At 67.9% G+C, this 25,788-nt stretch carries 25 protein-coding genes; 9 read left to right on the top strand and 16 right to left on the bottom strand.

Going from position 1 to position 25,788, the window contains the following annotated elements:
* Positions 1-76 precede the first annotated feature (76 nt).
* Positions 77-457, bottom strand: coding sequence for a hypothetical protein (locus QF040_RS12830; RefSeq protein WP_429611329.1), 381 nt, complete (start codon positions 455-457; stop codon positions 77-79).
* 160 nt (positions 458-617) lie between these two features.
* Between QF040_RS12830 and QF040_RS12835 the strand changes: the two genes are divergently transcribed.
* A complete protein-coding gene (locus QF040_RS12835; RefSeq protein WP_429611330.1) occupies positions 618-1,295 on the top strand; it encodes a heavy metal response regulator transcription factor in 678 nt (225 codons plus the stop codon).
* On the opposite strand, the gene QF040_RS12840 is transcribed toward QF040_RS12835, so the two are convergent.
* On the bottom strand, positions 1,265-1,561 hold the full coding sequence (locus tag QF040_RS12840) for a hypothetical protein (RefSeq protein ID WP_429611331.1): 297 nt from the start codon (positions 1,559-1,561) through the stop codon (positions 1,265-1,267). The two genes, QF040_RS12835 and QF040_RS12840, sit on opposite strands and share 31 nt — an antisense overlap.
* Before the next feature lie 145 nt (positions 1,562-1,706).
* Here QF040_RS12840 and QF040_RS12845 point away from each other — a divergent pair, with 145 nt between their 5' ends.
* Positions 1,707-2,618, top strand: coding sequence for a heavy metal sensor histidine kinase (locus QF040_RS12845; RefSeq protein WP_429611332.1), 912 nt, complete (start codon positions 1,707-1,709; stop codon positions 2,616-2,618).
* Positions 2,619-2,777: 159 nt separating this feature from the next.
* Here QF040_RS12845 and QF040_RS12850 read toward each other — a convergent pair whose 3' ends face one another.
* From QF040_RS12850 to QF040_RS12860, 3 genes are all read right to left on the bottom strand, one after another.
* Complete coding sequence (locus QF040_RS12850; RefSeq protein WP_429611333.1) at positions 2,778-4,052, bottom strand: cation:proton antiporter; 1,275 nt, start codon at positions 4,050-4,052, stop codon at positions 2,778-2,780.
* Positions 4,053-4,122: 70 nt separating this feature from the next.
* Positions 4,123-6,651, bottom strand: a complete 2,529-nt coding sequence (locus tag QF040_RS12855) for an ATP-binding protein (protein ID WP_429611334.1) — start codon at positions 6,649-6,651, stop codon at positions 4,123-4,125.
* An 8-nt stretch (positions 6,652-6,659) separates the two neighbouring features.
* Positions 6,660-6,986: a hypothetical protein gene (locus QF040_RS12860; RefSeq protein ID WP_429611335.1), complete on the bottom strand. Its 327-nt coding sequence runs from the start codon at positions 6,984-6,986 to the stop codon at positions 6,660-6,662.
* A 191-nt stretch (positions 6,987-7,177) separates the two neighbouring features.
* On the opposite strand from QF040_RS12860, the gene QF040_RS12865 reads away from it, so the two are divergent.
* Entirely contained in the window at positions 7,178-7,918 is a 741-nt protein-coding gene (locus QF040_RS12865) for a response regulator (RefSeq protein ID WP_429611336.1), read from the top strand.
* A 10-nt stretch (positions 7,919-7,928) separates the two neighbouring features.
* On the opposite strand, the gene QF040_RS12870 is transcribed toward QF040_RS12865, so the two are convergent.
* The 4 genes from QF040_RS12870 to QF040_RS12885 form a co-directional block, all read right to left on the bottom strand.
* Positions 7,929-9,389 carry a YncE family protein gene (locus tag QF040_RS12870; RefSeq protein WP_429611337.1) on the bottom strand — a complete coding sequence of 487 codons (1,461 nt, stop codon included), beginning with the start codon at positions 9,387-9,389 and terminating at the stop codon, positions 7,929-7,931.
* Positions 9,386-9,865: a DUF305 domain-containing protein gene (locus QF040_RS12875; protein ID WP_429611338.1), complete on the bottom strand. Its 480-nt coding sequence runs from the start codon at positions 9,863-9,865 to the stop codon at positions 9,386-9,388. The genes QF040_RS12870 and QF040_RS12875 overlap by 4 nt, the downstream gene beginning before the upstream one ends.
* Complete coding sequence (locus QF040_RS12880; RefSeq protein WP_429611339.1) at positions 9,862-10,344, bottom strand: hypothetical protein; 483 nt, start codon at positions 10,342-10,344, stop codon at positions 9,862-9,864. Before QF040_RS12880 ends, QF040_RS12875 begins: the two co-directional genes overlap by 4 nt.
* Positions 10,345-10,592: 248 nt before the next feature.
* Positions 10,593-10,925, bottom strand: a complete 333-nt coding sequence (locus QF040_RS12885; protein WP_429611340.1) for a winged helix-turn-helix transcriptional regulator — start codon at positions 10,923-10,925, stop codon at positions 10,593-10,595.
* Positions 10,926-11,043: 118 nt separating this feature from the next.
* Here QF040_RS12885 and QF040_RS12890 point away from each other — a divergent pair, with 118 nt between their 5' ends.
* Positions 11,044-11,622 carry a carboxymuconolactone decarboxylase family protein gene (locus QF040_RS12890; protein ID WP_429611341.1) on the top strand — a complete coding sequence of 193 codons (579 nt, stop codon included), beginning with the start codon at positions 11,044-11,046 and terminating at the stop codon, positions 11,620-11,622.
* 4 nt (positions 11,623-11,626) lie between these two features.
* On the opposite strand, the gene QF040_RS12895 is transcribed toward QF040_RS12890, so the two are convergent.
* The gene (locus QF040_RS12895; protein ID WP_429611342.1) at positions 11,627-13,930 is read right to left on the bottom strand and encodes a heavy metal translocating P-type ATPase; all 2,304 of its coding nucleotides are present in this window, start codon (positions 13,928-13,930) and stop codon (positions 11,627-11,629) included.
* 71 nt (positions 13,931-14,001) lie between these two features.
* On the opposite strand from QF040_RS12895, the gene cadR reads away from it, so the two are divergent.
* On the top strand, positions 14,002-14,475 hold the full coding sequence (gene cadR, locus QF040_RS12900; protein ID WP_429611343.1) for a Cd(II)/Pb(II)-responsive transcriptional regulator: 474 nt from the start codon (positions 14,002-14,004) through the stop codon (positions 14,473-14,475).
* 81 nt (positions 14,476-14,556) lie between these two features.
* Here cadR and pyrF read toward each other — a convergent pair whose 3' ends face one another.
* From pyrF to QF040_RS12915, 3 genes are all read right to left on the bottom strand, one after another.
* Complete coding sequence (pyrF, locus tag QF040_RS12905; protein ID WP_429611344.1) at positions 14,557-15,300, bottom strand: orotidine-5'-phosphate decarboxylase; 744 nt, start codon at positions 15,298-15,300, stop codon at positions 14,557-14,559.
* Between the two features lie 51 nt (positions 15,301-15,351).
* A complete protein-coding gene (locus tag QF040_RS12910) occupies positions 15,352-16,221 on the bottom strand; it encodes an NmrA/HSCARG family protein (protein ID WP_429611345.1) in 870 nt (289 codons plus the stop codon).
* A 61-nt stretch (positions 16,222-16,282) separates the two neighbouring features.
* Positions 16,283-17,233 carry an NADP-dependent oxidoreductase gene (locus QF040_RS12915; protein ID WP_429611346.1) on the bottom strand — a complete coding sequence of 317 codons (951 nt, stop codon included), beginning with the start codon at positions 17,231-17,233 and terminating at the stop codon, positions 16,283-16,285.
* A gap of 102 nt (positions 17,234-17,335) precedes the next feature.
* On the opposite strand from QF040_RS12915, the gene QF040_RS12920 reads away from it, so the two are divergent.
* The gene (locus tag QF040_RS12920; RefSeq protein WP_429611347.1) at positions 17,336-18,211 is read left to right on the top strand and encodes a LysR family transcriptional regulator; all 876 of its coding nucleotides are present in this window, start codon (positions 17,336-17,338) and stop codon (positions 18,209-18,211) included.
* Between the two features lie 55 nt (positions 18,212-18,266).
* Here QF040_RS12920 and QF040_RS12925 read toward each other — a convergent pair whose 3' ends face one another.
* The 3 genes from QF040_RS12925 to QF040_RS12935 all read right to left on the bottom strand — a co-directional run bounded on the left by QF040_RS12925 (position 18,267) and on the right by QF040_RS12935 (position 21,229).
* A complete protein-coding gene (locus QF040_RS12925; protein WP_429611348.1) occupies positions 18,267-19,514 on the bottom strand; it encodes an MFS transporter in 1,248 nt (415 codons plus the stop codon).
* 122 nt (positions 19,515-19,636) lie between these two features.
* The gene (gene cysE / locus QF040_RS12930; RefSeq protein ID WP_306879047.1) at positions 19,637-20,428 is read right to left on the bottom strand and encodes a serine O-acetyltransferase; all 792 of its coding nucleotides are present in this window, start codon (positions 20,426-20,428) and stop codon (positions 19,637-19,639) included.
* 57 nt (positions 20,429-20,485) lie between these two features.
* Complete coding sequence (locus tag QF040_RS12935; RefSeq protein ID WP_307643937.1) at positions 20,486-21,229, bottom strand: RNA methyltransferase; 744 nt, start codon at positions 21,227-21,229, stop codon at positions 20,486-20,488.
* 132 nt (positions 21,230-21,361) lie between these two features.
* On the opposite strand from QF040_RS12935, the gene QF040_RS12940 reads away from it, so the two are divergent.
* Genes QF040_RS12940 through QF040_RS12950 form a run of 3 tightly spaced genes read left to right on the top strand, consistent with a single transcriptional unit; the run spans position 21,362 to position 25,772 of the window.
* Positions 21,362-22,417 carry an inositol monophosphatase family protein gene (locus tag QF040_RS12940; RefSeq protein WP_429611349.1) on the top strand — a complete coding sequence of 352 codons (1,056 nt, stop codon included), beginning with the start codon at positions 21,362-21,364 and terminating at the stop codon, positions 22,415-22,417.
* Complete coding sequence (locus QF040_RS12945; RefSeq protein ID WP_429611350.1) at positions 22,417-24,663, top strand: FUSC family membrane protein; 2,247 nt, start codon at positions 22,417-22,419, stop codon at positions 24,661-24,663. Before QF040_RS12940 ends, QF040_RS12945 begins: the two co-directional genes overlap by 1 nt.
* Positions 24,663-25,772 carry a mechanosensitive ion channel family protein gene (locus tag QF040_RS12950; protein ID WP_429611351.1) on the top strand — a complete coding sequence of 370 codons (1,110 nt, stop codon included), beginning with the start codon at positions 24,663-24,665 and terminating at the stop codon, positions 25,770-25,772. The genes QF040_RS12945 and QF040_RS12950 overlap by 1 nt, the downstream gene beginning before the upstream one ends.
* Positions 25,773-25,788: the final 16 nt, after the last annotated feature.

Consider the following 25,788-nt stretch of genomic DNA (forward strand, 5'->3'; position numbering starts at 1 on the left):
AAACAACGGACGGACGAATTCGGCGAGAGCTCAGCTGATGAAAGGGATCAGTGGTGGGTGGTGTTCTCTCGCCGAATCAGAGGGCGAGAGTCCGTGCGGGTCGCACGGGGACTTCGGAGACATGCGAGATGAAACGGTCTTCCGTTTTGGCATGCAGCACCTGGGGCAACTGCAGCGCGCCGACGGCATTGCCAGCCGCCATGTCCACATGCTGCGCAGCGCCGAAGTGGCTGACGATGCAATGGCCGACCGCGCCGTTCGGCTGCGTGCTGGTGTCCTGCTTCGCGCCACCGCCGGCGTTGTGCGTGCGGTCGGTGTTGTTGTTGGGCTCGTCCTGGTGGTGGCCCCAGTGCTCGGGCTGCGTGTCGCGCTCGTGCTGGCAATACGCTGCCGACGCCGCCCAGCTGAGCTGGAACGGAAAGAGGAGCAGCAAAAAGATGAGGAGCCAGCGACGCATGAGCCAAAAAGTATATCGACGGGGTGCAAAGCCCCGTACGTAAAAAGCCCTGCGAACAGAGGGCCCGGCGCAATGTACGACCTGCAGACGGCGCTTCGTCCGTCAATAGGATTACTAAATCGTAACCAGTGTTTTGAGAGCTATTGGGTACGATCCGACAATGAGAATCCTTGTCATAGAAGACGAACCCAAACTGGGCGATTACCTCAAAAAAGGGCTGGAGGAAAACGGATACGTCGTCGACATTGCCCGCGACGGCATCGAGGGCCGGTACCTCGCCACCGAGGGAGAGTACGCACTGGTCCTGCTCGACGTGATGCTGCCCGGCATCGACGGCTTCACCGTGCTCCAGGCGATACGCCGCACGAAGAACGTGCCCGTGCTGGTGCTCACCGCACGCGACAAGGTCGAAGACCGCGTGCAGGGCCTGCAGCAAGGCGCCGACGACTACCTCGTCAAACCCTTCTCCTTCTCCGAGTTGCTGGCCCGCGTGCAGGCGCTGCTTCGGCGCGGCAAGGCACAGGACTCCACCGTGCTGCGCCTTGCCGACCTCGAACTCGACATGGCGAGCCGCAAGGTGTTTCGCAATCGCGCGCGGCTCGACCTCACGGCCAAGGAGTTCACCCTGCTCGTGGTGCTGCTGCGCCGGCGCGGCCAGATCCTCTCGCGCACCACGCTCGCCGAGCAGGTGTGGGACATGAACTTCGACAGCGACACCAACGTGGTGGAAGTGGCCATCCGGCGCCTGCGCAGCAAGATCGACGATCCGTTCGAAGTGAAGCTGCTGCACACGGTGCGTGGCATGGGCTACGTGCTGGAAGACCGCTCCTGGGCATGAGCCCGCGTCCGCAATCGATCCAGAGCCGGCTCTCGCTCTGGATCGCCGCGCAGACGCTCTTCGGCCTCAGCGTCATCTGCCTGGCCATCTACCTCGTGACGGCCTGGAACTTCGGCGAGAAGCAGGATGACGAACTCGACCGGAAAGCGGTGCTCGTGCAGCACCTGCTGAAGGAGGCCGAGAAAGGCGGCGACCTCGTCTTTCTCAAGCACAAGCTCGACGACTTTTTCTCGCTGCAGGACGACGTGAGCCTGTCGATCTCGCATGCGGGCAAACGCCTCTTCGAGTCGCGGCCGACCACCGGTGGCCGCTGGCTGCGCCGCGACCTGACGGTGCCCTGGCAGCAAGGTGGGCTGACAACCAACCTGCAGGTGCAGCTCGGCGTGAACGTCGCGCAGGCAGGAAGCACGCTTGCTCGAACGGCTCGCATGGACGCTGCTCGGCGCCGTGGTGCTGGGCGCCGCGCTGGTATCGCTCACGGGCATGTGGCTGGTGCGGCGCGGGCTGCGTCCGCTGAAGGCGCTGGCCGACCGCACCGCGGCCATGGCGCCGGACAAGGCCAACCAGCCGATCGATGCACTGGCCTTCGCCGAAGAGCTTCGTCCGTGGATCACCCAGTTCAATGCGCTGCTGCTGCGCGTGCAGCGGGCCTACGTGCAGCTCGAATCCTTCAACGCCGACGTGGCGCACGAGCTGCGCACGCCGCTCGCCAACCTGATCGGCTCCACCGAACTCGCGCTCACGCGGCAACGCTCCAACGAGGAGCTGCAGGGCGTGCTGACCTCCAACCTCGAGGAGATCGGCCGGCTCTCGGGCATCGTCACCGACATGCTGTTTCTCTCCAAGGCCGACCGCGGTACTTCGACACGCTCGCGCGCCGTCGTGAGCCTCGCGGCGCAGGCGCGCGACGTGATCGACTTCTACGACGCGATGCTCGACGAGGCCGGCTTGAAGGCCGAAGTGGCCGGCGATGCGATGGCCGATGTGGATGCCTCGCTCGTTCGACGAGTGCTCTCCAACCTCCTGGGCAACGCGATCCGCTTCGCCGCGCCGGCGTCGGCCATCCGCATCGAGCTGAAAGAGGAGCGCGACGAATTCGTGCTCTCGGTCGTGAACCGCGGGGAGCCGATCGATCCGGCCGCCCTGCCCCGCCTGTTCGAGCGCTTCTACCGCGCCGCGCAGGCCCGCGACGGATCGACCCGGCACCACGGGCTGGGCCTGTCCATCGTCGAGGCCATCGCGCGCATGCACGGCGGGCGCGTGTTCGCGTCGAGCGAAGGTGGGGAAACGCGCATCGGCTTCACGGTGCGCCGCGCCGGCTGAGGCAAGGCCACCACAACAGTTCGTGGCCAAGGCCATCACAACCGTTCGGGTGGAGGCTATCCCAACCGTTCGGGTGGAGGCCATCCCAACCGTTCGGGCTGAGCTTGTCGAAGCCTTGCGCGGCGCTTCGACAAGCTCAGCGTGAGCGGTTTTTTCTCTTCAGGGCTTGGCGTGCGCCTCGGCTTCGGCGGGAGGCGCCGCGTCCGCAACAGGTTTTGCCTTGCGGCCAAGGCACAGCGTCATCAACGGCCCGGTCATCGCAGTCGTGGCGAGCGCCATCACCAGCAGCATCGTGAAGAGCTCGGGGCCGATCAGGCCCACGTCGAAACCGATCTTGATGACGATCAGTTCCATCAACCCGCGCGCATTCATCAACGAGCCCGTGGCCATGCTGTCGCGCCAGCTGTAGCCCGCCATGCGCGCACCGGCCGCGCCGCCGGCGATCTTGCCGATGGTGGCGACGCCGATGATCAGCAGCATCGCGCCGAGGCTCGCGCCGTTGAACGCATTGGCGGTGGTGCCCAGCCCGGCGAGCGCAAAGAACAGCGGCATCAGCACGACGATGGAAATGGGTTCGATGCGCTCGCTCAGCGAACGCAGGAGGCGGTCGTCGCGCGGCAGGCAGGCGCCGAAGAGGAAGGCGCCGAACACCGCGTGCAGGTGCAGCCATTCGGTGAGCAGCGCGGTGACCAGCAAACCGATCATCAGCGAGGCCATCACCGTGGTCGAAGGCTCGCCATCGGGCGCCTTCACGCGCAGCAGCCACGCGAAGGCTGGCTTCAGGCCGAAGAACAGGAAGGCCAGCATCACGACCACGCCGACCGTGATCTTGATGAGCCCCGCATAGCCTTCGCCCGCGCCCACCATCGCCACCACGAAAGCCAGCAGGACCCAGGCGAACACGTCGACCACCGCCGCGGCGCTCAACGACAGTTGGCCGAAGGAGGTGCGCGTCATGCCGCGGTCCTTCAGGATGCGCGCCATGACGGGAAAGGCCGTGATGGAGAGCGCCGCCGCCATGAAGAGCGCGAACGGCCAGAACGCGACGCCGGCCGGCGCGAGCGTGGGGTACAGCGCCGGCGAAATCGCCAGGCCCAGCGCCAGCGGCACGATCACGCTGAGCACGCCCACGGCGCCGGCCGCCTTGATCTGCGAACGCATGTTCTGCGAGGACCGCAGCTCCAGCCCGACGACGAACATGAAAAGCACCAGCCCGACCGTCGACAGCGACGACAGGCCTTGCAGCAGGTCCTTGGCGAAGAGCTGCGCATGCAGCGAAGGAAAGAGAGCGCCCATCACGGCCGGGCCGAGCATCAGGCCCGCGGCCATCTCGCCCACCACGCTGGGTTGTCCCAGGTAGCGCAGCACCCAGCCGCAGAGGCGCGCGGTGGTGAGGATGACGACGAGTTGCAGCAGCAGGGTGGTGACGGACATGGGAGATGGGTTCGGAACGCGAAAGCCGGCGGGGCGTGGCCGCCGATGTTAGTGCCGCACGGAGCCCGGTTCAATCCGGGCGGCGCGCCGCCAGGATGCGCGCGAGGCACTCGGCCAGCTCCTGCAGCCCCAGCGGTTTGTGCAGCACCTCTGCCACGCCCGCATCGCGCGCCCGCTGTTCCAGCGCCACGTTGACGTTGCCGCTCACCAGCGCCACGGGAAGCTCGGGCCGCTTCGACCGCAGCAACCGGGCCAGCTCGCTGCCGGGCATGCCGGGCAGCATCTCGTCGGTGAGCACCGCGTCGAAGCGCCGCGGATCGGCCTCGAACGCGGCCAGCGCGCGCTCGCTGGTGCCGAAGCCCACCGGCTCGTAGCCCAGGCTCGCGAGCAGTTCCTCGGCCAACTCCAGCAGCGGCTGCTCGTCGTCCACGATCATCACGACCTCGCCGTTGCCGCGCGGGCAGCCGGGCACGGTGTCCAGCGGTGCCTGCGCCGGCCCGCCCTCCGCCGTCTGCCCTTGCAGCACCGGCAGCCACACCGACACCACGGTCGGCCGGCCCTCGCCGGTCGCCACGTCGATGGCGCCGCCGATGTCGGCCACGATGCCGTGCACCACCGAGAGGCCGAGGCCCGTGCCCTCGCCCACCTTCTTGGTGGTGAAGAACGGATCGAACATGCGCTGCAGCACCTCGGGCGAAATGCCCGGGCCGGTGTCGCCCACGTCCAGGCGCACGTACGAACCGGCCGCGATGTCGCCGTGCAGCAGTGAGCGCTTCTCGGCGATGTCCACGCGGTCGAGCCTGAGGCTCACCACGCCCTCATCGCTCACCTTGCCCATGGCCTGCACGGCGTTCGTGCAGAGGTTCATCACCACCTGGTAGAGCTGCGTGCCGTCGCCCACCACGGCCGCGCTGCCGGACTGCAGCCGCGCGTCCACGCGCAGGCCCGGCGGCAGCGTGGGCACGAGCATAGCGATCACCTCTTCGACCAGCGCCTGCATATTGACCGGCACACGCTCGGCGATGCCGCTGCGGCTGAAATCGAGAATCCGCCGCACCAGCAGGCGCGCGCGGGCGCCGGCCTGCATCACGCGGTCGATGTGGCGGCGCATGGCGCTGCCGGGCTCGGCCTGCTGCTGCGCCATTTCGCCGAAGCCAAGGATGGCGCCCAGGATGTTGTTGAAGTCGTGCGCGATGCCGCCCGACAAGGTGCCCAGCGCCTCGAGCCGCTGCGTCTGCTGCAAGCGTGCTTCGAGCCGAGTCTTGTCGGCCTCGGCGAGCTTGCGGTCGCTCACGTCGGTGGCGGCGCCGAAGAGGCGCAGCGCCGCGCCGGCGTCGTCGCGCACGCAGCGGCCACGCGCGTGGATCCAGCGCCAGTCGCCGCCCGCGTGGCGCACGCGGTATTCGAGTTCGACCGCGTGCGTGCGGCCGGCCAGGTGGTCGTCGATGGCGGCCCTGGCGTGCGGCGCGTCGTCGGGGTGCAGGTGCACATGGCGCAGCACGTCGGCCGAGGTGCCCAGCGGCGCCGACGCATCGACGCCGTGCAGCGCGCGCCACTTGTCGGAGACGAACACCGAGTCTTGCGCGACGTTCCATTCGGCATGGCCTTCGTTCGCGGCCTCCATGGCCATGGCGTAGCGCTCCTCGCTCTGGCGCAGCGCCAGCTCGCCGCGCTCCTGCCGGCGCAGCTGGCGCAGCAGCCCGACGATGGTGAGGACCACCAGCAGGATCAAGAGCACCGTGCGGATGCCCGAGCTCCACATCTCGTCGTACCAGGGCCGCAACGCCTCTTCTTCGTCGCGCATGACGGCCAGGATCAGCGGCCGCTTGCCCACGCCCACCGCGGCGATCAGCTTGGCCCGGCCGTCCATCGGGTTGACGGCGCGCGCCACCTTGCCGCCTTCCTTCAGCGTCGCGAGCTCGGGAAAGCTCAGCTTCTTCGCCGGATCGGTGGGCCCCGGCTGGCGCACCACCAGCGTGCCGTCGCTCAGCGTGAGCAGCAGCGAGCTGCGGTCGCCGAGCTGGATCGCCGAGTACATGCCTTCCAGGTGCTGCAGCGTGACGATGGCGGTGACCACGCCGGCGAACGCACCGTTCGGCCCGTCGATGCGGCGCGACACCACCAGCCCCGGCATGCCTTCCGTGCGCGTGGTCATCGGCTCGCTGATGAAAAGCCCCGTGTCGCGCGAATCGCGCTGCGCGGTGAAGTACGGCCGGTCGGACACATCGGACAGCGGCCCGCCCGTGTCGCGCGAGCGGTGGCGCTGCATGCCGTGGGCATCGACGACGGTCAGCACGCTCACCTGCGGCACGCCGACCGTGCGCGAGGCCAGGCCCGGCGACACCTCGCCGGGGCCGAAGTCGCCGCTGGCTGCCGCGTACCAGCTCGCGGTGTCGCGCAGCACCACATCGACCGCCTGCATGCTGCGCAGCGACTGCTCGGCCAGCGCCTTGGCCAGGTTGCCGAGTTCGCGCTCGTTGGCCAGCATGATCTGCTGGTGCAGCCGCCAGCCGTCGTAGCCGGCCGAGCCGATGCACGCGGCGATCAACAGCACGCCGGCGGCAACGATGCGGCGGCGCAGGCGGTCGGCGGATTTCATGGGGGCAATCAGTGGGCGGTGCCGAGGGTGTCGGCCACGGCCTGCAGCAATTCGCCGCGCGCGCAGGGCTTGGCGACGAGGCGGCGCAGGCCGAGCGCGCGGGCCGGGTTCGAATCGCTGTGCAGGCTGCGGCCGAGGCGGGTCGAGAGGCCGATCAGCGCCGCCCGCGGGTAGCCGGCCCGCACGGCCCGCACCGTGTCAGCGCCGCCGCCCCGCAGATCGGGCACATCGACGATCACGAGGTCCGCATCGGCACCGCTGGACGCGCCCTGCGCGGGCAGTGCTTGCACGGCGTAGCCCTCGCCCAGCAGCCATTCGCAAATCAGTGTTCGCATGGCGCTATCTTCCTCGATCACTACGACGGTCGGCATGGCCTCTCTCTGTTCGGTGCGGGCGACGCAAGTTGCCGCCATGAAGCTATTGGCGCTGCCGCACATGCCGCCCTCATGTCGGCCGCGGCGCGGGCATTTCATCTGTAATCCGGCGGTACGCCGCGCGCAGCGAAGTTGCATTACCCTTCGGCTCCATGAGCGCCAGCCACCACATCCTTGTCGTCGACGACGACCCGGCCATCCGCGAACTGATGGCCGAGTACCTCACCGAGAACGAGCTGCGCGTGACCACCGCCGTCTCGGGCGCCGAGATGAAGAAGGTGCTCGCGGAGTCGGTCATCGACCTGGTGGTGCTTGACCTGCGCCTGGGCGGCGAAGACGGCATGCACCTGGCGCGCCACCTGCGCGAGAGCAGCGCCATTCCCGTCATCATCGTGACCGGCAAGCGCGACGAGGCCGACCGCGTCATGGGCCTGGAAATCGCGGCCGACGACTACATCACCAAGCCCTTCAGCAACCGCGAGCTGCTCGCACGCATCCGCGCGGTGCTGCGGCGATACCAGGTGCAGCGCGACGCCACCGCGGCAGCGCCGGCCAAGGGCGGCACCGAGCGCCGGGCCTATCGCTTCGCAGGCTGGGAACTGAACGTGCTGGTGCGCCGCCTCACCGCGCCGGACGGCCGGCGGGTGGAGCTGAGCAACGGCGAATTCAACCTGCTGCTGGCGTTGTGCGAGGCACCGCAGCGCGTGCTCTCGCGCGACCAGTTGCTCGAGCTCTCGCGCCTGCACGGCGCGGAGGTGTACGACCGGTCGATCGACGTGCAGATCCTGCGTCTGCGGCGAAAGATCGAGGTCGATGCCTCCACGCCGCAGTTCATCCGCACCGAGCGCGGTGCGGGTTACGTGTTCGACACGCAGGTCGACGCGCTGAACTGAAGCAGCAGCTTCAGAGGCCTTGCACCTGCACCGGCTTGCCGGGCTGGCCCGCGACCTGCGGTGCGATCACGAGGTAGCGGCGCGAGGCCTCCGCATTCGACTGCACGATCTGCCGGATCGGCCCGATGGCATTCACGATGGCCGAGCCCGCCGGGTTGGTCATGAAGTTGGCGAGCGGCTGCAGCGCACCGCCGCCATCGGGCTGCTCCGCGAGTGCCAGCACATAGGGCGACTTCGGTTCAAGCCCCGTCGCGGATGCTTGGAGCACCTGCGTCAAGCCTTGGTCGAACAGCGTCACGCTGGTGGGCGCGCCCGCCTTGTCGCCCTGCACGGCCACGAGCGTCAGGTGCGCGGCCTGCCCCGCCACGCCGAGCGGCTGCAGCCCCTGCATGCCATCGCCTTCCGGCACCGCATTCGGCACATAGGCAATCGCCTGCGGGGCCTGGCCGATGGGCACTTCGCCGACGACCTTGTTCGTCGCGGTGTCGATGACGGCGAGCGCGTCGGCGTTCTCCAGCCCCACGTAGATGCGCGAGCCGTCGCCCGAAGGCCAGATGCCGTGCGGCAGCTTGCCGACCGGAATGGTCGCGACCTGCGAGAAATCGTCGGTGCGGAACACCTTCACCTGGTTGAGCCCGCCGACGGTCACGTAGGCGAAGGTGCCCTTCTTCGTGGCGGCGAAGTTGACGTGGTTGGTGATCGGCCCGGTGTCGAACGACTTGATCACCGCGAACGGCGGCTTCGCATCGAACACCATGGTGCGGCCCACGTCCTTGAGGGTGAACCACACCTGCCTGCCATCGGGCGTGGCGGCGATGTTGGGGCAGAACGGGCTGTCCTGTTTCACGCGGCCGACGATCTGTTTCGTCGCGGTGTCGATCACGACCGTTTCGGGGTTGAACGACGAGCACACGTAGCCGTACTTGCCGTCGGGCGAGAAGATCTGCATGCCGGGGCCGGCGGGCGTGACGATGCGGGTCTTTTCCTCGAAGGTGGCCGCGTCGATCACCGACACGTAGTTCTCGCCGCGCACCGTGACCCACACCTCCTTGCCATCGGGCGTGAAGAAGGCCTCGTGCGGCGAGCGGCCGACGTAAGTCGTGTGCTTGACGGCGTTGGTCGCGGTGTCGATGAAGGTCACCGAGTTCGAGCCGATCGACACGACGGCCAGCGTGCGATGGTCGGGCGAGAAGCCCATGCCGTGCACCAGCACCTGGCCTTTGTAGAGCGGGCTGAAGTTGCCGGGCGACGGATCGCCGAGACGGATCACGCCCAGCAGCTTGTTGTCGACCGGATCGGTCACGGAGACGGTGTTGGAGAACTGTTCGGCGGCGTAGAGCCGGTCGCGGTGGCTCACCGAAAAGTCGGCGGACGCGGCGGCGCCGGGGGCCTGGCCAGCGTGGGCGAACGAGGCGGCAATAGCGAGCGATGCGCACAGCAGCGCGGCGGCGTGACGAACGGGGTTGGTCATGGGGTGTCTCGGTGCTCCATGTGCATGCCGAGCATCGTGTGTGGATGCGGCAAGGAATTTGTTGTTGTGTCGGTGGCGGAGAAAAGGCCCTGCGTCGGCGCAGGCGTCGAAGGCGGCAGCGGCTGGCCGAGCGCGAGGTGCATCGCCGCGATCTCCTGCTGCTGCTCGACGATGATTTCCTGCGCGATGCGGCGCAGTTGCTCGTTGCGGCCGTAGCGCAACTCGGTCTCTGCCATCTCGATCGCGCCCTGGTGGTGCGGAATCATCATCGCGGCGAAATCCCGATCGACGTCGCCGGAGGGCTTGATCTCCATCGCGGCCATCATCCGGTTCATGGCGGCGTCGTTCTCGGCGGCGAAGGCGGCGGCGATCGAGTCGGCCGCCGCGGGCAGCACGCCCACGGCAGCGACCAGCGCCGCGACCGCTGCGGCCGCCAGCGCGATGCCGCGCCGCCGGCGCGGTGTCGTCGCGCTCACTGGCCTGCGCTTTGTGGCGTGGCCATCGCGACGGCGCTGTTCGTCGCCCCGGCGTCGCCGCCATGCGCGAGGAAGAACGAGCCGCTGTCTTCGCCATAGAGCGCGTCGAAATGACCGCTCTTCTCGGCCGTGGCCAGCTCGGCCTTGACCTCGGCGCGCGGTTCGGTCGACTTGAAGTTGCGCGAGAGGTACGCCGAGCCGCTGTCGGTGGCGGCCAGCACGCCGAGCGAGCCATCGGCCTTGGCCTGTGCCAGTTCGGCCTTCACCTCGGCGCGCGGTTCGCTCGACTGGAAGTGGCGCGACAGGTAGGCCGAGCCGCTGTCTTCGCCCGTCAGTGCAGCCAGTTGGCCGCTGGCCTGGGCCGCCTTCAGTTGCGCGACGACTTCGGCGCGGGTCAGGCTCTGGGCCGAGGCGGCGCCGGCAGCGGTGAGCATCAGGGTGGCGGCAAGGGCCGCCATGGCGGCATTGAGTTTCTTCATGATCGTTTCCTTCTAGATGCGCATCTGAAAAAGTAGAAGGGGTGCGCCAGCAGATACGCGTCCGGCAGGCCCCGAGCCAACACTGGGTGAGCCAGGCAACGGGTGCGGTGCCTGGATCGGTGTCGATTCGGGCTCTACTTTGCGAAGCGCGCGTTGCGCACGAATTGCGCGCGCGGCGCGGCCGATTCAGATGAAGCCGGAACGATTGCAGATGAAATACGCGGCCGTTTTAGCGTTGGCCTTTCGGGCTATTCGATCCAGCGGCTGGCCCACTGGTTGAGCGGCGTCAGCCGCTTGACGAGCTCGCCGCCCGCTTCGGTGAGCACGTAGCCCGCGCCCGAAAGCTCCACGATGCCGGCTGCGCGCAACTCCTTGAGCCGGTCGTTCAGTACCGAGGGCGACATGTCGTCCGTGTTCACCCGCAGCGCCCTGAAGCTCTGCGGCGCGCCGTCGCGCAGCTCCCACAGGATGCGCAGCGTGCCCTTGCGGCCCAGTTGCTCCAGCAGCCGCATGATGGGCCGCCGCGCTGCTGCTGCAACCGCGGGCTGCGAGACCGATGCGTCTTCTTCGTTGTTGTCCATGTCGTGCTTTCGGTGATCGAACGGCCGCTGTTGCGCTACGGATTGCGTAGCGATAGACTGCGCCGGATCGCTACGCTTTCCGTAGCGATTTCAACGCATTCTACGAAGGATTCCGACCATGACGACTGCCGCCATGCCAAGCGCTCGCACGCCTCGCATTCCACCGCTCGAAGCGCCCTTTCCCGAGCCGATCGCCGACCTGCTGGCGCGCATGAATCCGCCCGGAAGGCCCGAGATCCTCGCGCTCTTCCGCGTGCTGGCCATCAACCCCGAACTCGCGGAGCGAACGCTGGGGCTGGGCCGCTATCTGCTGGGTCGCAAGGCGGCGGTCAGCCTGCGCGACCGCGAGGTGGTGATCACCCGCGCCTGCGCCCGCTGCGGCGCCGAGTACGAATGGGGCGTGCACGTGGCCGCCTTCGCCGACGCGGCCGGGTTCAGCGAGGTCGACCGGCGCGTGATGGCGTCGGTGATCGAAGACGTGGAACTGCTCGCGCCGCGCGACCGGCTGCTGGTGCAGATGGTCGACCAGTTGCACGACCGCAGCGACATCGACGACGCGCTCTGGCAATCGCTCGGCGAACACTGGACTCATGCGCAACTGATCGAGCTGATGATGATCGCGGGCTGGTACCACGCGGTGAGCTACGTATGCAATGCGGCGCGCGTGCCGCTGGAGAAATGGGCGGCGCGCTGGTAGCGCCTCAGCCTTGGTTCTTCTCGCTTCGCATCAACCGCAGCCCGTTCGCCACCACCAGGAGGCTCGCGCCCATGTCCGCGAACACCGCCATCCACATCGTCGCGCTGCCGAACACCGCGAGCACGAAGAACACGCCCTTGATGCCCAACGCCAGTGTGATGTTCTGCCACAGCACCGCGTGCGCGCGGCGCGAGAGGCGGATGGTCTCGGGAATGCGGCGCATGTCGTCGTTCATGATGACCACGTCGGCCGCTTCCATCGCGGTGTCGGTGCCCGCGCCACCCATGGCGAAACCGATGTCGGCCTGCGCGAGCGCCGGTGCGTCGTTGATGCCGTCGCCGGTCATCGCGACGGCGCCGTAGCGCTCCTGCATCGCCTTGATGGCGCCGAGCTTTTCCTCGGGCAGCAGGTTGCCGCGCACGTCCTCGATGCCGGCGTGGCCGCCGATGGTCCTGGCCGTGGCGGCGTTGTCGCCGGTGAGCATCACGGGCACGACGCCGAGGGCGCGCAATTCAGCCACGGCGGCTTGCGACGATTCCTTGATCGTGTCGGCGACAGCGAACAACGCGAGCACGGCCTGGCTCGATGCGAGCAAGGTGACGGTGCGGCCGGCCTCCTCGTGGCGCTTGAGCTCGGCTTCGAGTGCCGGAGTGCACAAGCCCTTCTCCTCGATCAACCGGTGATTGCCGAGCATGTAGGTCTGGCCTGAAAGCACGGCCTGAACGCCGCGTCCCGGCAGCGCGGTGAAGTCGCCGACTTCTTCGCGCTCGCCTTTCAGGCCTTCGGCGATGGCCTTCGACACGGGGTGGTCCGAGCGGCCTGCGATGCTAGCGGCGATCGCGAACACCGCCGCCTCGTTGCTGCCCGATGCATCGAGCAGCGTCGACTCAACCAGCTTCGGCTTGCCTTCGGTGATGGTGCCGGTCTTGTCGAGCGCCACCGCCTTGAGTTTGCGCGCCTCCTCGAGATAGGTGCCGCCCTTGATCAGGATGCCGCGCCGCGCCGCCGATGCGAGCGCGCTCACGACCGTGACGGGCGTCGAGATCACCAGCGCACACGGGCAGGCGATGACAAGCAGCACCAGCGCCTTGTAGATGGCCTGCAGCCAGGTCCAGTCCATGAAGAGTGGCGTGAACAGCGCGATCGCCAGCGCCAGCACGAAGACCGCGGGCGTGTAGATGGACGCGAATTTGTCGACGAACCGCTGCGTGGGCGCGCGCTTGCCCTGCGCCTCCTCGACCGCGTGGATGATTCGCGCGAGCGTGGTGTTGGCCGCCACCGCCGTGACGCGGAATTCCAGCGCGGCGGTCTGGTTGATGGTGCCAGCGAAGACCGGGTCGCCCACGGTCTTGTCGACCGGAATGCTCTCGCCCGTGACCGGCGCCTGGTCGATGGCGCTCAGGCCCGCGGTCACCACGCCGTCGAGCGGCACGCGCTCACCGGGGCGGATGCGTGCGATGGCATCGAGCGCCACGGCGTCGGCCCTCACGGTCTGCCAGCTGCCGTCGGGCTGTTTGACTTCGGCCTGCTCGGGCGCTAGCGCGAGCAGGCTCTGGATTGCGTTGCGGGCGCGGTCGACCGCGCGGGCCTCGATCAGCTCGGCAATCGCATAGAGCGCCATCACCATCGCCGCCTCGGGCCACTGGCCGATGACGAAGGCGCCGGTCACGGCGACGGCCATCAGCGCGTTGATGTTCAGGCGCCCGCGCACCAGTGCGCCGAAACCCTTCTTGTAGGTGTCGAGGCCGGCCAGCCCGATGGCCGCGAGCGCGAGCACCATCTCGGCCGCCATGAAGCCCTTGCCGTCGAGGGCCAGGAAGGAGATCGATTCGGCCGCGATGGCCAGCACCAATGCGGCGACAAGGCGCGCGAGGCCGGTGCTCATTCCCGCGATGCGCGCAGGGGCGGCCGGCGCGGCCGTGTCGCCGACAGGCTCGGGCTTGAAGCCAGCCTTGCGGATCGCATCGAGCGCCTGGGGCAACGCGCCATCGTCGGCCGTGATGGCCATCGTGCGCTCGCCGAGACGAAAACGCAGGCCTTGGATGCCAGCCACCGGCTCGAGGGCGCGGCGGATTTCGGATTCCTCGACCGCGCAGTCCATCGTCGGAATGCGGAAGAGCAAGGCGCCCTTGGGGATGTCGGTGGTGTCTACCGTGGGTGACGAACCGCAGACCGGGCTGCCGCAGCAGGCCGTTTCGGCATGGGCATGAGCGTGGGTGTGCGCAGGTCCGTGCGAGTGATCGTGACCATGGTCGTGGTCGTGAGGCAGGGCCGGCGTCACGGGCTTCAGGGCGTTCTGGTTCGTCATGAAAGCCATTGGAAACCCTGAAGCAGGTGTAGAGTCAAACGCTGAACTTCCACTTCTGGATTTGCCGCATCATGAAAATCGGTGAACTCGCCAAGGCTGCGAACACGCCGGTCGAAACCATCCGGTATTACGAGCGCGAGCAGTTGCTGCCCGAGCCCGCGCGCACCGACGGCAACTACCGCATCTACGACGACGAACACGCCCAGCGCCTGGGCTTCATCCGGCGCTGCCGCTCGCTGGACATGACGCTCGACGAGATCCGCAGCCTGCTGAAATTCCGCGACGCGCCGCAAGACGACTGCGGCGAGGTCAACCAGCTGCTGGACGACCACATCGGCCATGTGGCCGCGCGCATCGCCGAACTGAAGACCCTCGAAAAGCAATTGAAGGCGCTGCGCCTGCAATGCTGCGGGCCAGAGTCCGCGAATGCCTGCGGCATCCTGCAGGAACTGGACACCGCCGCGCTCGCACCGGAGACCTTCGGGCAGCACGCGGGGCATGTGCATGGGTCGCTGCACGGCACGGCGGGGAAGCGGTCGGGTTGAAGGGAGAGTGAGTCCAGGGCGCTGCTTCGGACATTGCCCCGGTGCTCAATAGCGGCAGGTCACAAGACGCTCCGCCGATAGTCAAGTCGCCCTTCGCGCGCCATCGAGAAATGCATTCATCGCAGTTCGGAATGCAGCCACCGGATCGTCCGCCGCTGTGATCGCTCGCCCGATCACCACATGCGAGGCGCCTGCTTCGGCTGCGGCCGCGGGGTCGGCGATCCGCCTTTGATCTCCGCCTCCGCCACCGAGCAACTGGATGCCTGGACAGACGATGAGGGCACCTTCGGGAAGAACCTGGCGCAATAGTTTTGCCTCTCGGGCCGACGCGACGACGCCGTGGCACCCCGCCTTGCTCGCCAACAGGGCGAGCCTCTGGACCTGTGCGTCGACCGAGGGCGCAAGGCCAATTTCGGGCAAGTCTTCGTCGCTCAAGCTGGTGATGACCGTCAGCGCCAGTACCTCGAGATGAGGGAAAGCCGCCGCCGCGTCAACCGCAGCCCGCAGGACCGTCGAGCCTGCCGAAGCGTGGACCGTCACCCATGTGGCCCCGAGCTTTCCCGCCTCTTTGACAGCGCCTGCGACTGAAGTGGGAATCTCGTGAAGCTTCAGGTCGAGGAACACGCGCTTGCCCAGGCTGACAAGCTGGCGCGGCAAATCCGGGCCCGCCGCTGTCAGCGTCTGAAGACCGACCTTGTAGTGATCCGCTTCAACGCCAAGCAGCCCTACCAGTGCCATCGCGTCGGATGCGGAATCGAAGTCGAGCGAAACAACTACTGAGGAGGTCATTGCTGTGGAGGTCTGCTGCTGGCCGATGGTACCCATCACCCTTTGTCGCCGAATGCCGGCAACGGAACGGGCGCCCGAGGCGCGCCTCTACGCCGCAGCAACAGCCTCCTTGACGAAGTCGGCGTAGTTGCGCAAGGGACGCCCGAGCATGGCCTGCAGGCGATCCACCGCACCGTTCGCGCCGTGCATGCCGAACTTCTGGATCCCGGCCATCATCAGGCGCATGTCGTAGGCAAGCCAGGACGGTCCCGATGAGGCCATCTGCGCTTCGAACGCCGCCACGTCGTCCCCGCCGTAAGTCACGTCGCGACCGAGCGCCGCACTCCACAGCTTGGCCACCGATTCGCCAGTCAACCGCTCGGGCCCCACCAGTTCCAGCGTCACGCGTGGCAACGGTGTGGGCGCGCGATCGCGGCGCAGCAGTTCGGCGACAGCGATGTCCGCGATGTCTCGCGCATCGATCATCGCGACGCCCGACGAGCCGATCGGCATCGGGTAGACGCCGTAGCCCTGGATCACCTGCTGGACCATGCGCTCGTTCTGCATGAAGTAGGCCGGCCGGAGGATGGTCGCGGGGATGTCGAGGCTCTCGATCATTCGCTCGACCGTGTGCTTGCCGGTGAAGTGCGGCACGTCGGTGAACTTGTCCGCATGGATGACCGACAGGTAGACGATGCGCTCGATGCCGGCCTCGCGCGCCAGGCTCAGCGCAACGAGGGCCTGGGTCACTTCATCGGGCGTGACGGCGTTCAGCAGGAACAGTGTGCGCACCGACGACAGTGCCGCGCGCATCGAAGGCACGTCGGTCAGGTCGCCGACGACCTCCTTGACGCCGGCCGGGAAGCTCTGCTTTCCGGATGTGCGAACGAAGGCGCTGACTTCGGCGCCGGCAGCAGCCAGGCCTTGGACGACGAGGGAACCGATGGTGCCGGTGGCACCGGTGACGAGAATGCTCATGAAAAAATCTCCAGATGGTTGAGGGAAAACGGGTTGAAGGGGAAAGAGGGAAAGAACTCGATCAGCGCGAGAAGTCCGCCACGACCTTGCCGATGCGCGGATCGGTGCGATTGCGTTCGATGGCTGCGGGGATGTCGTCGAAGCCCACGACTTCGTCGAGCTTCGAGATCAGCGTGCCTTGGGCGATCTCCGCCGCCAGCCGCTCCAGGAGCGCGGTGTCCGGCTTGTTCATGAACCACAGCCCGCGGCGGCCGGAAGGCGTGCGTGCCAGGATGTCGGGCGAGGACGTGCCGACGATCGCGCCGTCCTTCTTCAGCACCTGCCACGAGCGATCGAGCACTTCGCCGCCGACGTAGTCGAGCACCAGGTCGATGTCTCGCGCAATCGATTCGAAGCGTTCGGTGCGGTAGTCGATGACGTGGTCCGCGCCCAGGCTGCGAACGTAGTCGACGTGCGCGGTCGACGCGGTTGCGAAGACTTCGGCGCCCGCCTGCTTGGCGTACTGCACGGCATAGCCACCCAGCCCGCCCGCCGCGCCGTGGATCAGGATTCGCTGGCCTGCGACGATCGGGCCTGCGTGGTGCAGGCTTTGCCAGGCTGCGACGGACGCCACAGGGATGGCGGCCGCGTGCACATCGTCCAGGCCCTGCGGCGTGCGCACGAGCTTCGCTTCGTCGACCGCCACGAACCCGGCATAGGCACCCAGGCCGCCGAGCGGGCCCATCACACGATCGCCGACGTGAAAACGCGAGGCGTCGGGGCCGAGCGCTTCGACGACGCCAGCCAGTTCGATGCCCAGCACGGCCGGCAGTTGAAGCGGGAAAGCGTCTTTGACGAAGCCTTCGCGAATCTTCCAGTCGATGCCGTTCACGCCGGCGGCCCGGACGCGGACCAGGACTTGGCCCTGCCCGGCCGTGGGCCTTGCGATGCCGGCGATCTCGGCGGCGGCAGCGCCGCCATAGGCCCGGATCAGTACAGCGCGTTGCGTGGCGTTGTTGAGGGTGGTGGTCATTTCAGTTTCTCCAGTTGAGTTGCGATGGGGAGAAGATAGGCCGTTGCATTGCTAAAACAAAGACCCGAAAATGAAGACACCTCGTTTCAAATCCGGAACACCATGGACCTGAATGCATTGAGCGACTTCGCGCTTGTCGCCATGAACGGCGGCCTCGGCAAAGCAAGCCGCGCGAGCGGCAGATCGAAGGCGACGCTGTCCCGGCGCATCGCCGACCTGGAAGAGCAACTGGGCGTGCGGCTCATCGAGCGCAGCGCCCGCGGGCTCAAGCTCACGGAAGCCGGGCAGATGCTGATGGACCGCACCGAAGGGCCGATGCACGAAGTGGCCGACGCCATGACGTCCGCGCGCGAGGGCTTATCTGTACCGCGCGGTCGCCTGCGCATCGCCTCACCGGTGCTGTTCTCCCAGTTGACGATGGGCCGCATCTCGGCCGAGTTCTGCACGGCCTACCCGGAGGTCAGCTGCGAGGTGGTGGCGGACGATCGCCTGGTCGACCTCGTCGAGGAGCAGTTCGATGCCGCGATCCGGATCAATCCAGCGCCGGACAGCAGCCTCGTGGGCCGGTGTTTCGCCAAGGACCGGCTGGTGGTCGTGGCCGCGCCGTCTGTGCCGATGCCGAAGCCAGGCAAGGCCAGCCCGGTCCCCGGCATCGTTTCAACGAACTTTCAGGACGGGAACTGGACGCTCGACGACGGACGCCTGGTCCTGGAGCCGATCCCGCGGCTGAGGCTTTCCTCGTTCCTGATGATTCGCGACGCTGCCATCGCCGGTGCCGGCGCTGCCCTGATACCGCAGTCCATCGCGTGGAACCAGTTGACGCGCGGAGAACTGGTTCAGTGGGGCATGGTTTCAGGCGTGGAGGTCGCGCTCTGGGTGCTGCATACATCGAGGCGACTGCCCGCGCCGAAGGTACGGGCGTTCGTCGACTTCATGTGCGCGCAGTATCCGCAGGGGTCGCTCGTGCTGAATGGCTAGGAGACGGCAGGTTGCAGCGGTTCGTCCTTTGCCCGTGTTCGTTGTCGAACGGGGACTATCTCGCCACTCCCCGCCCCTTGCCCCCGGCGCCCGCATGCCGCGGAATCCAATAACCCAGCATCCCCGCCGCAGCAAAGGCGATCAGCCCGGTCACCGCGATCCCCGCCGCAAGCGACAAACCACCCGCCAACAGAGACAGCAGCGCCGGCCCGCATGAAGACCCGATGTCGGACATCAGACGCCAGATGCCGAGAAAGTGCGCGCGTCCGTGGCGCGGCGAGTGGTCGGCGCCGAGGGTCATGATCATTCCCGAGCCGATGCCGTTGCCGAAACCGATCGCGAGGGAAGCGATCAACAGCGTCACGACGCCTGACGTGAGAGGCATCAGCAGCATGGCCAGTCCCATGATCAGCATCGACGGCACCGCGACCCAGCGCCTGCCTTTCCGGTCCATCACCTTGCCGGCCGGATAGAACACCAGCATGTCGATGCCGCCCGCCAGGCCGTAGATCAGCGACGCCACCGAAGGCGCGAGCATCAGGTGGTCGGCCCACAGCGGAATCACGGCCTGGCGCGAAGCGCGCACCGCGCTCACCAGCACCACGCCGATACCGAGCGTGAGGAACACACGGCGGTGATCGCGCAGCGTCGAGACGATGGAGGTCGAGGCCGGCGTGGCCTGACCGGCCGGGACCGGCGGCGCCTCCAGGTCGGGGATGCGCGCGCCGATGGCGGCCGCCGCCATCACCGCCACGATGCCGACCACATAGGCGGCCCACAGGCCGAACGCATGCACGGCCGCAGCCGCAAGAAAAGGTCCCGCGAACATGCCGATGCGCATGACGCCGCCCAGCGTCGACAAGGCCCGCGCACGGTATTCGATGGGCACCGCCTCGGTCATGTAGCTCTGGCGCGCGAGGTTGTAGACCGCCTGCGACATGCCCACCATGAAGCAGCCCGTGGCGAACAGGCCCAGGTGCGAGGTCAGCACGCAGAGGAGCATGCCAAGGCCGCTCCACACGCCCGCCGCGACGATGGCCCAGCGCTCGCCCCATCGCATGGTGATCATCGAGGCGGGGATGTTGTTGAACAGCGAGCCGATGCCGATCATCGCGATCACCAGCGCGGCCATGGGCACGGAAGCACCCAGGTCGCGCGCCGTCAGCGGCACGATCGGCAGGATGGCACCCTCGCCCAAGCCGAACAGCAGCGAGGGGGCGAAAGCCGGTATGGCGATGCGCCACAGAGAAAACGGGGGCGTGGACGGAGACGTGGAAGTCGAAGCGGCGGGCGGGGATGACATGGGAGAGAGCTCGGTTTCTTGCCACCGCACGCCGGGTGGTCAAAGCAAAAGCGCCGCGATTGTCTCGCCGATGCCCGATGTCTGCAGGCGCTCGGGAACTCGGCAATCGTCCGAGAGGCGCGCTACTTCCCCACCAGCTGCGTCAGCTTCTCCGCCTCGAAGCACTCACCCCGCGCCGCATCGCCGGGCACGCAGTCCTTGCTTCCCGGCTGCGCCGAGAGCTTCTCGATCGCCTGCCACAGCAGCGCGATCTGATGCTCCTGGCCCGAGGCGTTGTCGATCAGCCCGCGCATGGCCTGGCTCAGCGGATCGTCTTCCTGCGTGATGCCGTAGGCGGAAAACTTCTGCGACTCGGACACATCGGCGCTCTCGCCGGTCTTCGACGGGATGATGCGTGCGGGAATGCCCACCGCGGTCGCCCCGGCCGGCACCGGCTTGATGACCACCGCGTTGCTGCCGATCTTGGCGCCGTCACCGACGACGAAGCCGCCCAGCACCTTGGCGCCCGCGCTCACCACCACGTTCTTTCCCAGCGTCGGATGGCGCTTGGTGCCCTTGTAGAGCGAGGTGCCGCCCAGCGTCACGCCCTGGTAGATGGTGCAGCCGTCGCCGATCTCGGCCGTCTCGCCGACCACCACGCCCATGGCGTGGTCGAAGAACACGCGCTCGCCGATCTTGGCTGCGGGATGGATCTCGATGCCGGTCATCCAGCGCGCCCAGTGCGCGATGAAGCGGGCGGGCCACTTGAATCCGTGCGTCCAGCAGGCGTGCGCCCAGCGATGCAGCACCACGGCGTGGAAGCCCGGGTAGACCGTCATCACTTCCCAGGCGCTGCGAGCCGCCGGGTCGCGTTCGAGGATGCACCGGATGTCGGCGCGCAGTCGAGAGAACATCGCTGCCCTTGTTGTCGTTATATCGATAGTGGGCGGGCAGTCTAAAGCCCGGTGTCTTCGCGTACTTTCGATGGGGTTTTAGCTCGAGGAGCCGCTCTTTGGGCCTTTGGCGGCGTCCGTCATGGCCTTGGCGATGCCGCGCAGGATGTGGATTTCCTCGGGTGTCGGCTGGGCCCGGTTGAACAACTGCTGCAGCCGCGGCATCAGCTTCTTGGGCGCGGCCGGGTCGAGAAAACCGATGTCGACCAGCGAGCGCTCCCAGTGGTCGAGCATGCCCGCCACCGATTGCGCATCGGCCGCCTGCACGGGCGCAGTGGCGTCGCGCACCTCATACCCGCCGAGCGCCAGCCGCCATTCATAGGCCACCACCTGAATGGCCGCGCCCAGGTTGAGCGAGCCGAATTTCGGATCCGTGGGAATGCTCAGGGCCACGTTGCAGCGGTAGACGTCTTCATTGCGCATGCCGAAACGCTCCGAGCCGAACAGGAAGGCGACGTGCTGCGCATCGCCCGCTTTCGCCAGCGGCTCCAGGTGCTCGCGCGGCGTGCGCGTGGGCGGGCCGAAGTCGCGCGGGATCATGGCCGTGGCGCACAGATGGGTCACCCCATCGAGCGCTTCGTCCAGCGTCTCGACGATGCGGGCGTTGGTCAGCACGTCGAGTGCGCCGCTCGCGCGCTGGATGGTTTCTTCCCGCCGCAGCACGTTGGCCCAGCGCGGCGCCACCAGCACGAGGTCGTCGAAACCCATGGTTTTCATGGCGCGGGCGGCGGCGCCCACATTGCCGGCGTGGCTGGTCTGGATCAGGATGAAACGGGTGCGCATGGGGGGTTTGGAGACACTAACGGGGCAGAGCCGGTAAAATGCCCGATTCTCGCCGCCCGCATCGCCGGGCCGCAGGGTCACCAAGAGCTCGCATTTTGGGGACCATTCCCACCGTTCTTCTCACAATCCAGAATGTCGTCCCCCAACCTGCATCCCATGCTCAATGTGGCCGTCAAGGCCGCACGCGCCGCCGGCGCCATCATCAACCGCGCCGCCCTCGACGTCGAATCGGTCCGCGTCTCGCAAAAGCACGTCAACGACTTCGTCACCGAAGTCGATCACGCCAGCGAGAAGGTCATCATCGAAACGCTGCTTGGCGCATACCCGGGGCACGGCATCCTGGCCGAAGAATCGGGCACCGAACACGGTGCCAAAGACTCCGATTACGTCTGGATCATCGATCCGCTCGACGGCACCACCAATTTCATCCACGGCTTCCCGGTCTACTGCGTGTCCATCGCGTTGTCGGTGCGCGGCAAGATCGAGCAGGCGGTCATCTACGACCCGAGCCGCAACGACCTCTTCACCGCCACCAAAGGCCGCGGCGCCTACATGAACGACCGGCGCATCCGCGTCTCCAAGCGCACCAAGTTGAGCGAGTGCCTGGTGTCCACCGGCTTCCCATTCCGCTCGGGCGACAACTTCAAGCAGTACCTGGCCATCATGGCGGACATGATGCCCCGTATGGCCGGCCTGCGCCGCCCCGGCGCCGCCGCGCTCGACCTCGCCTACGTGGCCGCCGGCTTCACCGACGCCTTCTTCGAAACCGGCCTCAACCCCTGGGACGTGGCCGCGGGTTCGCTGCTGGTCACCGAGGCCGGCGGCCTGATCGGCAACTTCACCGGCGAGCCCGAATTCCTCGAGCAGCGCGAGTGCCTGGCCGGCGCCCCGCGCATCTACGGCCAGATCGTGCCGCTGCTCGCCAAGTACTCGAAGTTCGCCAACGTGGACGACAAGCTGCGCGCCAGCGACCGCGTGCGCGCCGTGTCGGCCTCGACCAAGTCGAACACCGACGACGCCTCGGTCGACCTCTACGCCCGCAGCACGGTGGCCGATTTCGCCGACGAATCGGCCGAGGGTGAAACCCCCGCCGTGGCCGCCAAGCCCGCACCGCGCAAGCTCACCCGCATCCGCCGCGACGCCCCTGCCGCCGGTAGCCCCTCCGAGGGCGACGCTCCCGCCAAGTGATGACGGGGCCCAGCGCAGCCGTCCGGGTCCGAGCCGCGTTGCGCAATGCGCTCAGCCACTATGTGGCGAGCGGACTCACCGTCGCGCTCGGCCTGCTGTTCATCTCGGGTGGCGTGCACCTCTGGCTCGGCACCATTGCCGCGTCGGCCGCTGCCACCGGCGTGATCGTCACCGCGCCGCCCGACCTGCCCGGCCCGCGCCGCGGCAAGTTCTTCCAGATGCTGCCGGCGCCGCTCATCGGCCTGCCGCTCTTCTTCGCGGTGCAGATGCTGCACACCGCGCCCATCCGCCTGGGCCTGCTGCTGGTGCCCGCCACCTTCATGGCCTTCCTCGCCATGGCCTGGGGCAAGCGCGGCATTCCCATCGCGATCGCGGTGATGTTCTCGATGATCTTCTCGATGGCCACGCCCGCGCCGGTCGACATGGCCGAGGCCGTCCTGCGCACCTGGCATTTCGGGCTGGGCGCGGGGCTGTACGTGATCTGGGCGACGCTCGCGAACCTCGCGCTGAACGGGCGCTTTCGCACCCAGTCGGTGGCCGACGTGCTGTATTCGCTGGCCGCGCTGATGCGCACCGAGGCTGGTCAGTTCACCCCGCAGGACGAAACCCGCGACATCCGCGACACGCCCGCTCCGGTGCTGGGCCAGCTATTACGTGAACAAGCCGCACTGGCCGACCAGCTACAGGCCACGCGCGACATCGTCCTTGAATCCCCCCGCACCCCACGCCGTCAGCGCCTCGCGGCCATGCTGGTGATCGTGCTGGAGATGCGCGACCAGCTGCTCGCGAGCGAGCTCGACCTCGATGCGCTGCTGGCCCACCCGGCCCACGCCGATGCGCTGATCGAAATGCGCCGCGTGCTCGAAGAGCTTTCCGACGAAACCATCGCACTCGCCGACGCGCTCATGCTGGGCCGCCACCCCGACCCGGTGACCGACCGTCGCCCGCGCCTCGCGGCCATCCACGTGACTGCGGACGACGAGCACCACCACGGCCATCCGAATCTGTCGGGCCCGACCGCCGCGATGCTCGCGCGCGGCCTCGCGAGTCGCATCGGCCACATCAACGACGAGGTGCTGCGCCTGTCGGCCATGGCGCGCGGCGATGCCGAGCCCAACCTGGCCGTGGTGCGCGCCAACTGGCAGCTCTTCGTGAGCCCGACCGACTGGACCTGGCGCCCCTTCTTCACGTTGTGGCGCTGGGACCAGCCGCCGCTGCGCCACGCGATCCGCGCCGCACTGGCCATTGCCGCCGGCTATGCCATCGCGGTGTCGATGCCCTGGGGTTCGCACGACTACTGGATATTGCTGACCATCGTCGTGGTGCTGCGCGGCAGCCTCTCGCAGACGCTGGAACGGCGCAATGCCCGCGTGGCCGGCACGCTGCTGGGTTGCGTGCTCGCGGTGGGGCTGCTTTCGGCGCATCCGTCGGCGCTGTGGCTGCTGGTCATCGTGACCGTGGCGCAGGCCATTGCGCACAGCTTCGCGGTGCGGCGCTACCTCATCACCGCCGTGGCGGCCACGGTCCTCGGCCTCGTGCAGGCGCACATGCTGAACACCGGCACCGCGCCCATCTTCGCGCTGTTCGAGCGCATCGCCGACACGCTCATCGGCGCCGCGCTCGCCTGGGGCTTCTGCTACGTGCTGCCCTCGTGGGAGCGCACGCAGATCCCCGCGCTGGTGGCACGCGTGCTCACGGCGCAGGCCCGGCATGCGCGCCTTGCGCTCGGCCTCGGCCAACTGCAGGCCATCGACAGCAGCCCCGAGCTCGAATGGCGGCTCGCGCGCCGCGAGGCCTTCGACAGCCTCTCGGCGCTGGTCCAGGCCACGCAGCGCGCCCTCTCCGAGCCGCGCGCGGTGCAGCCGCCGCTGGAGCCGCTGGAACACCTGCAGGCCCACAGCTACCAGATGCTCGCGCAGTTGAGCGCCGTCAAATCGATGCTCGTGCTGCGGCGCGACCGCCTCACGCCCGGCGAGGTCGAAGGGCCGCTCGCGCGCACTGCGCAACGTATCGAGGCCGCCATCGGAACTACACCGACCACCGGCCCCTCTCAACCCGAGAGCCCGGGCTCCACCACGGTGGGCGGCCCGATTCCCCTGCCCGACCCGTTCGACAACGACATCAGCCCCTGGCTGCTGCGCCGACTCGACCTGGCGACGGCCCTTGCCACGCAGCTGCGCGACGACGCGGCGCGGATTCTTCAACCTCTGAACGAGACAACAGAAACAGCGACCACCACCGCCTGATGACCCACGAGATCCTTGCCCACCCCTGGTTCGGCACCTGGCTTGCCGTCCTCGTCGCCGTTCCGCTCGCTCTTCTGGTCCACCGCATCGGCGGCCTTGTCCTCCGGCGCATCACGCGGCCTGCGCCCGCCGTGCATGCGATGGTCGTCAACTGCCAGTCGCCCGCGCGGCTGGTGATGCCGCTGGTGGCGCTGCTCCTGGTGTTCCAGGCCGCGCCCGACGACCTGCGCTTCATCGCCAGCGTGCGGCACCTGAACGGCCTCCTGCTCATCGCCGCGGCCACCTGGCTCATCGTGCGCGCCATCAGCGGTTTCGCCGACGGCGTGCTGGCGCAGCACCCTTCCGACGTGGCCGACAACCTGCAGGCGCGCCGCGTGCTCACGCAAACCCGTGTGCTCGCGCGCACCGCCATGTCGGTGGTCATCGTGGCCGGCGGCGCGATGATGCTCATGACCTTTCCGGGCGCGCGCCAGGTCGGCGCGAGCTTGCTGGCCTCGGCCGGCGTGATCGGCATCGTGGCCGGCCTCGCGGCCAAGCCGGTTTTCAGCAACCTCATCGCCGGCCTGCAGATCGCGCTCGCGCAGCCGATCCGCATCGACGACGTGCTGGTGGTCGAAGGCGAATGGGGCCGCGTCGAAGAGATCACCGGCACCTTCGTCGTGCTCAAGATCTGGGATGAGCGGCGGCTCATCCTGCCGCTCAGCTATTTCATAGAGAAGCCGTTCCAGAACTGGACGCGCCATTCGGCGCAGCTGCTCGGCTCGGTGTTCATCTATCTCGACTACGGCATGCCGCTCGCACCGCTGCGCGCCGAGGTCGAGCGCATCGTGAAGGCCGCGCCCGAATGGGACGGCCGCTTCTTCAACCTGCGCGTGACCGACGCCACCGAGCGCACGATGCAGGTCCGCGTGCTCTGCACCGCCGCCACCTCGGGCCTGGCCTTCGACCTGCGCTGCAGCGTGCGCGAGGGGCTCATCGAATTCATGCAGCGCGAGTACCCGCAGTTCCTGCCGAAGATGCGCATCGAGGCCGATCCGGCTGTGGCTGCCGCCTCGGCTCCTTCGGCCGCCCTGGCCGGCGCCCGACCGGCCAACTCCCAAGGTTCGTAGCCGACCGCGGGCGGCT

The organism is Variovorax sp. W2I14 (assembly GCF_050435205.1).
In the GTDB taxonomy this organism is placed as follows: Bacteria; Pseudomonadota; Gammaproteobacteria; order Burkholderiales; family Burkholderiaceae_C; genus Variovorax; species Variovorax paradoxus_C.

Excerpts from the sequence above, each read along its gene's own strand:
- QF040_RS12830 (WP_429611329.1), bottom strand. The coding sequence starts at position 457 with ATGCGTCGCTGGCTCCTCATCTTTTTGCTGCTCCTCTTTCCGTTCCAG.
- QF040_RS12835 (WP_429611330.1), top strand. The coding sequence starts at position 618 with ATGAGAATCCTTGTCATAGAAGACGAACCCAAACTGGGCGATTACCTC.
- QF040_RS12840 (WP_429611331.1), bottom strand. The coding sequence starts at position 1,561 with ATGCGAGATCGACAGGCTCACGTCGTCCTGCAGCGAGAAAAAGTCGTC.
- QF040_RS12850 (WP_429611333.1), bottom strand. The coding sequence starts at position 4,052 with ATGTCCGTCACCACCCTGCTGCTGCAACTCGTCGTCATCCTCACCACC.
- QF040_RS12855 (WP_429611334.1), bottom strand. The coding sequence starts at position 6,651 with ATGAAATCCGCCGACCGCCTGCGCCGCCGCATCGTTGCCGCCGGCGTG.
- QF040_RS12860 (WP_429611335.1), bottom strand. The coding sequence starts at position 6,986 with ATGCGAACACTGATTTGCGAATGGCTGCTGGGCGAGGGCTACGCCGTG.
- QF040_RS12865 (WP_429611336.1), top strand. The coding sequence starts at position 7,178 with ATGAGCGCCAGCCACCACATCCTTGTCGTCGACGACGACCCGGCCATC.
- QF040_RS12870 (WP_429611337.1), bottom strand. The coding sequence starts at position 9,389 with ATGACCAACCCCGTTCGTCACGCCGCCGCGCTGCTGTGCGCATCGCTC.
- QF040_RS12880 (WP_429611339.1), bottom strand. The coding sequence starts at position 10,344 with ATGAAGAAACTCAATGCCGCCATGGCGGCCCTTGCCGCCACCCTGATG.
- QF040_RS12885 (WP_429611340.1), bottom strand. The coding sequence starts at position 10,925 with ATGGACAACAACGAAGAAGACGCATCGGTCTCGCAGCCCGCGGTTGCA.
- QF040_RS12890 (WP_429611341.1), top strand. The coding sequence starts at position 11,044 with ATGACGACTGCCGCCATGCCAAGCGCTCGCACGCCTCGCATTCCACCG.
- QF040_RS12895 (WP_429611342.1), bottom strand. The coding sequence starts at position 13,930 with ATGACGAACCAGAACGCCCTGAAGCCCGTGACGCCGGCCCTGCCTCAC.
- cadR (WP_429611343.1), top strand. The coding sequence starts at position 14,002 with ATGAAAATCGGTGAACTCGCCAAGGCTGCGAACACGCCGGTCGAAACC.
- pyrF (WP_429611344.1), bottom strand. The coding sequence starts at position 15,300 with ATGGGTACCATCGGCCAGCAGCAGACCTCCACAGCAATGACCTCCTCA.
- QF040_RS12910 (WP_429611345.1), bottom strand. The coding sequence starts at position 16,221 with ATGAGCATTCTCGTCACCGGTGCCACCGGCACCATCGGTTCCCTCGTC.
- QF040_RS12915 (WP_429611346.1), bottom strand. The coding sequence starts at position 17,233 with ATGACCACCACCCTCAACAACGCCACGCAACGCGCTGTACTGATCCGG.
- QF040_RS12920 (WP_429611347.1), top strand. The coding sequence starts at position 17,336 with ATGGACCTGAATGCATTGAGCGACTTCGCGCTTGTCGCCATGAACGGC.
- QF040_RS12925 (WP_429611348.1), bottom strand. The coding sequence starts at position 19,514 with ATGTCATCCCCGCCCGCCGCTTCGACTTCCACGTCTCCGTCCACGCCC.
- QF040_RS12935 (WP_307643937.1), bottom strand. The coding sequence starts at position 21,229 with ATGCGCACCCGTTTCATCCTGATCCAGACCAGCCACGCCGGCAATGTG.
- QF040_RS12940 (WP_429611349.1), top strand. The coding sequence starts at position 21,362 with ATGTCGTCCCCCAACCTGCATCCCATGCTCAATGTGGCCGTCAAGGCC.
- QF040_RS12945 (WP_429611350.1), top strand. The coding sequence starts at position 22,417 with ATGACGGGGCCCAGCGCAGCCGTCCGGGTCCGAGCCGCGTTGCGCAAT.
- QF040_RS12950 (WP_429611351.1), top strand. The coding sequence starts at position 24,663 with ATGACCCACGAGATCCTTGCCCACCCCTGGTTCGGCACCTGGCTTGCC.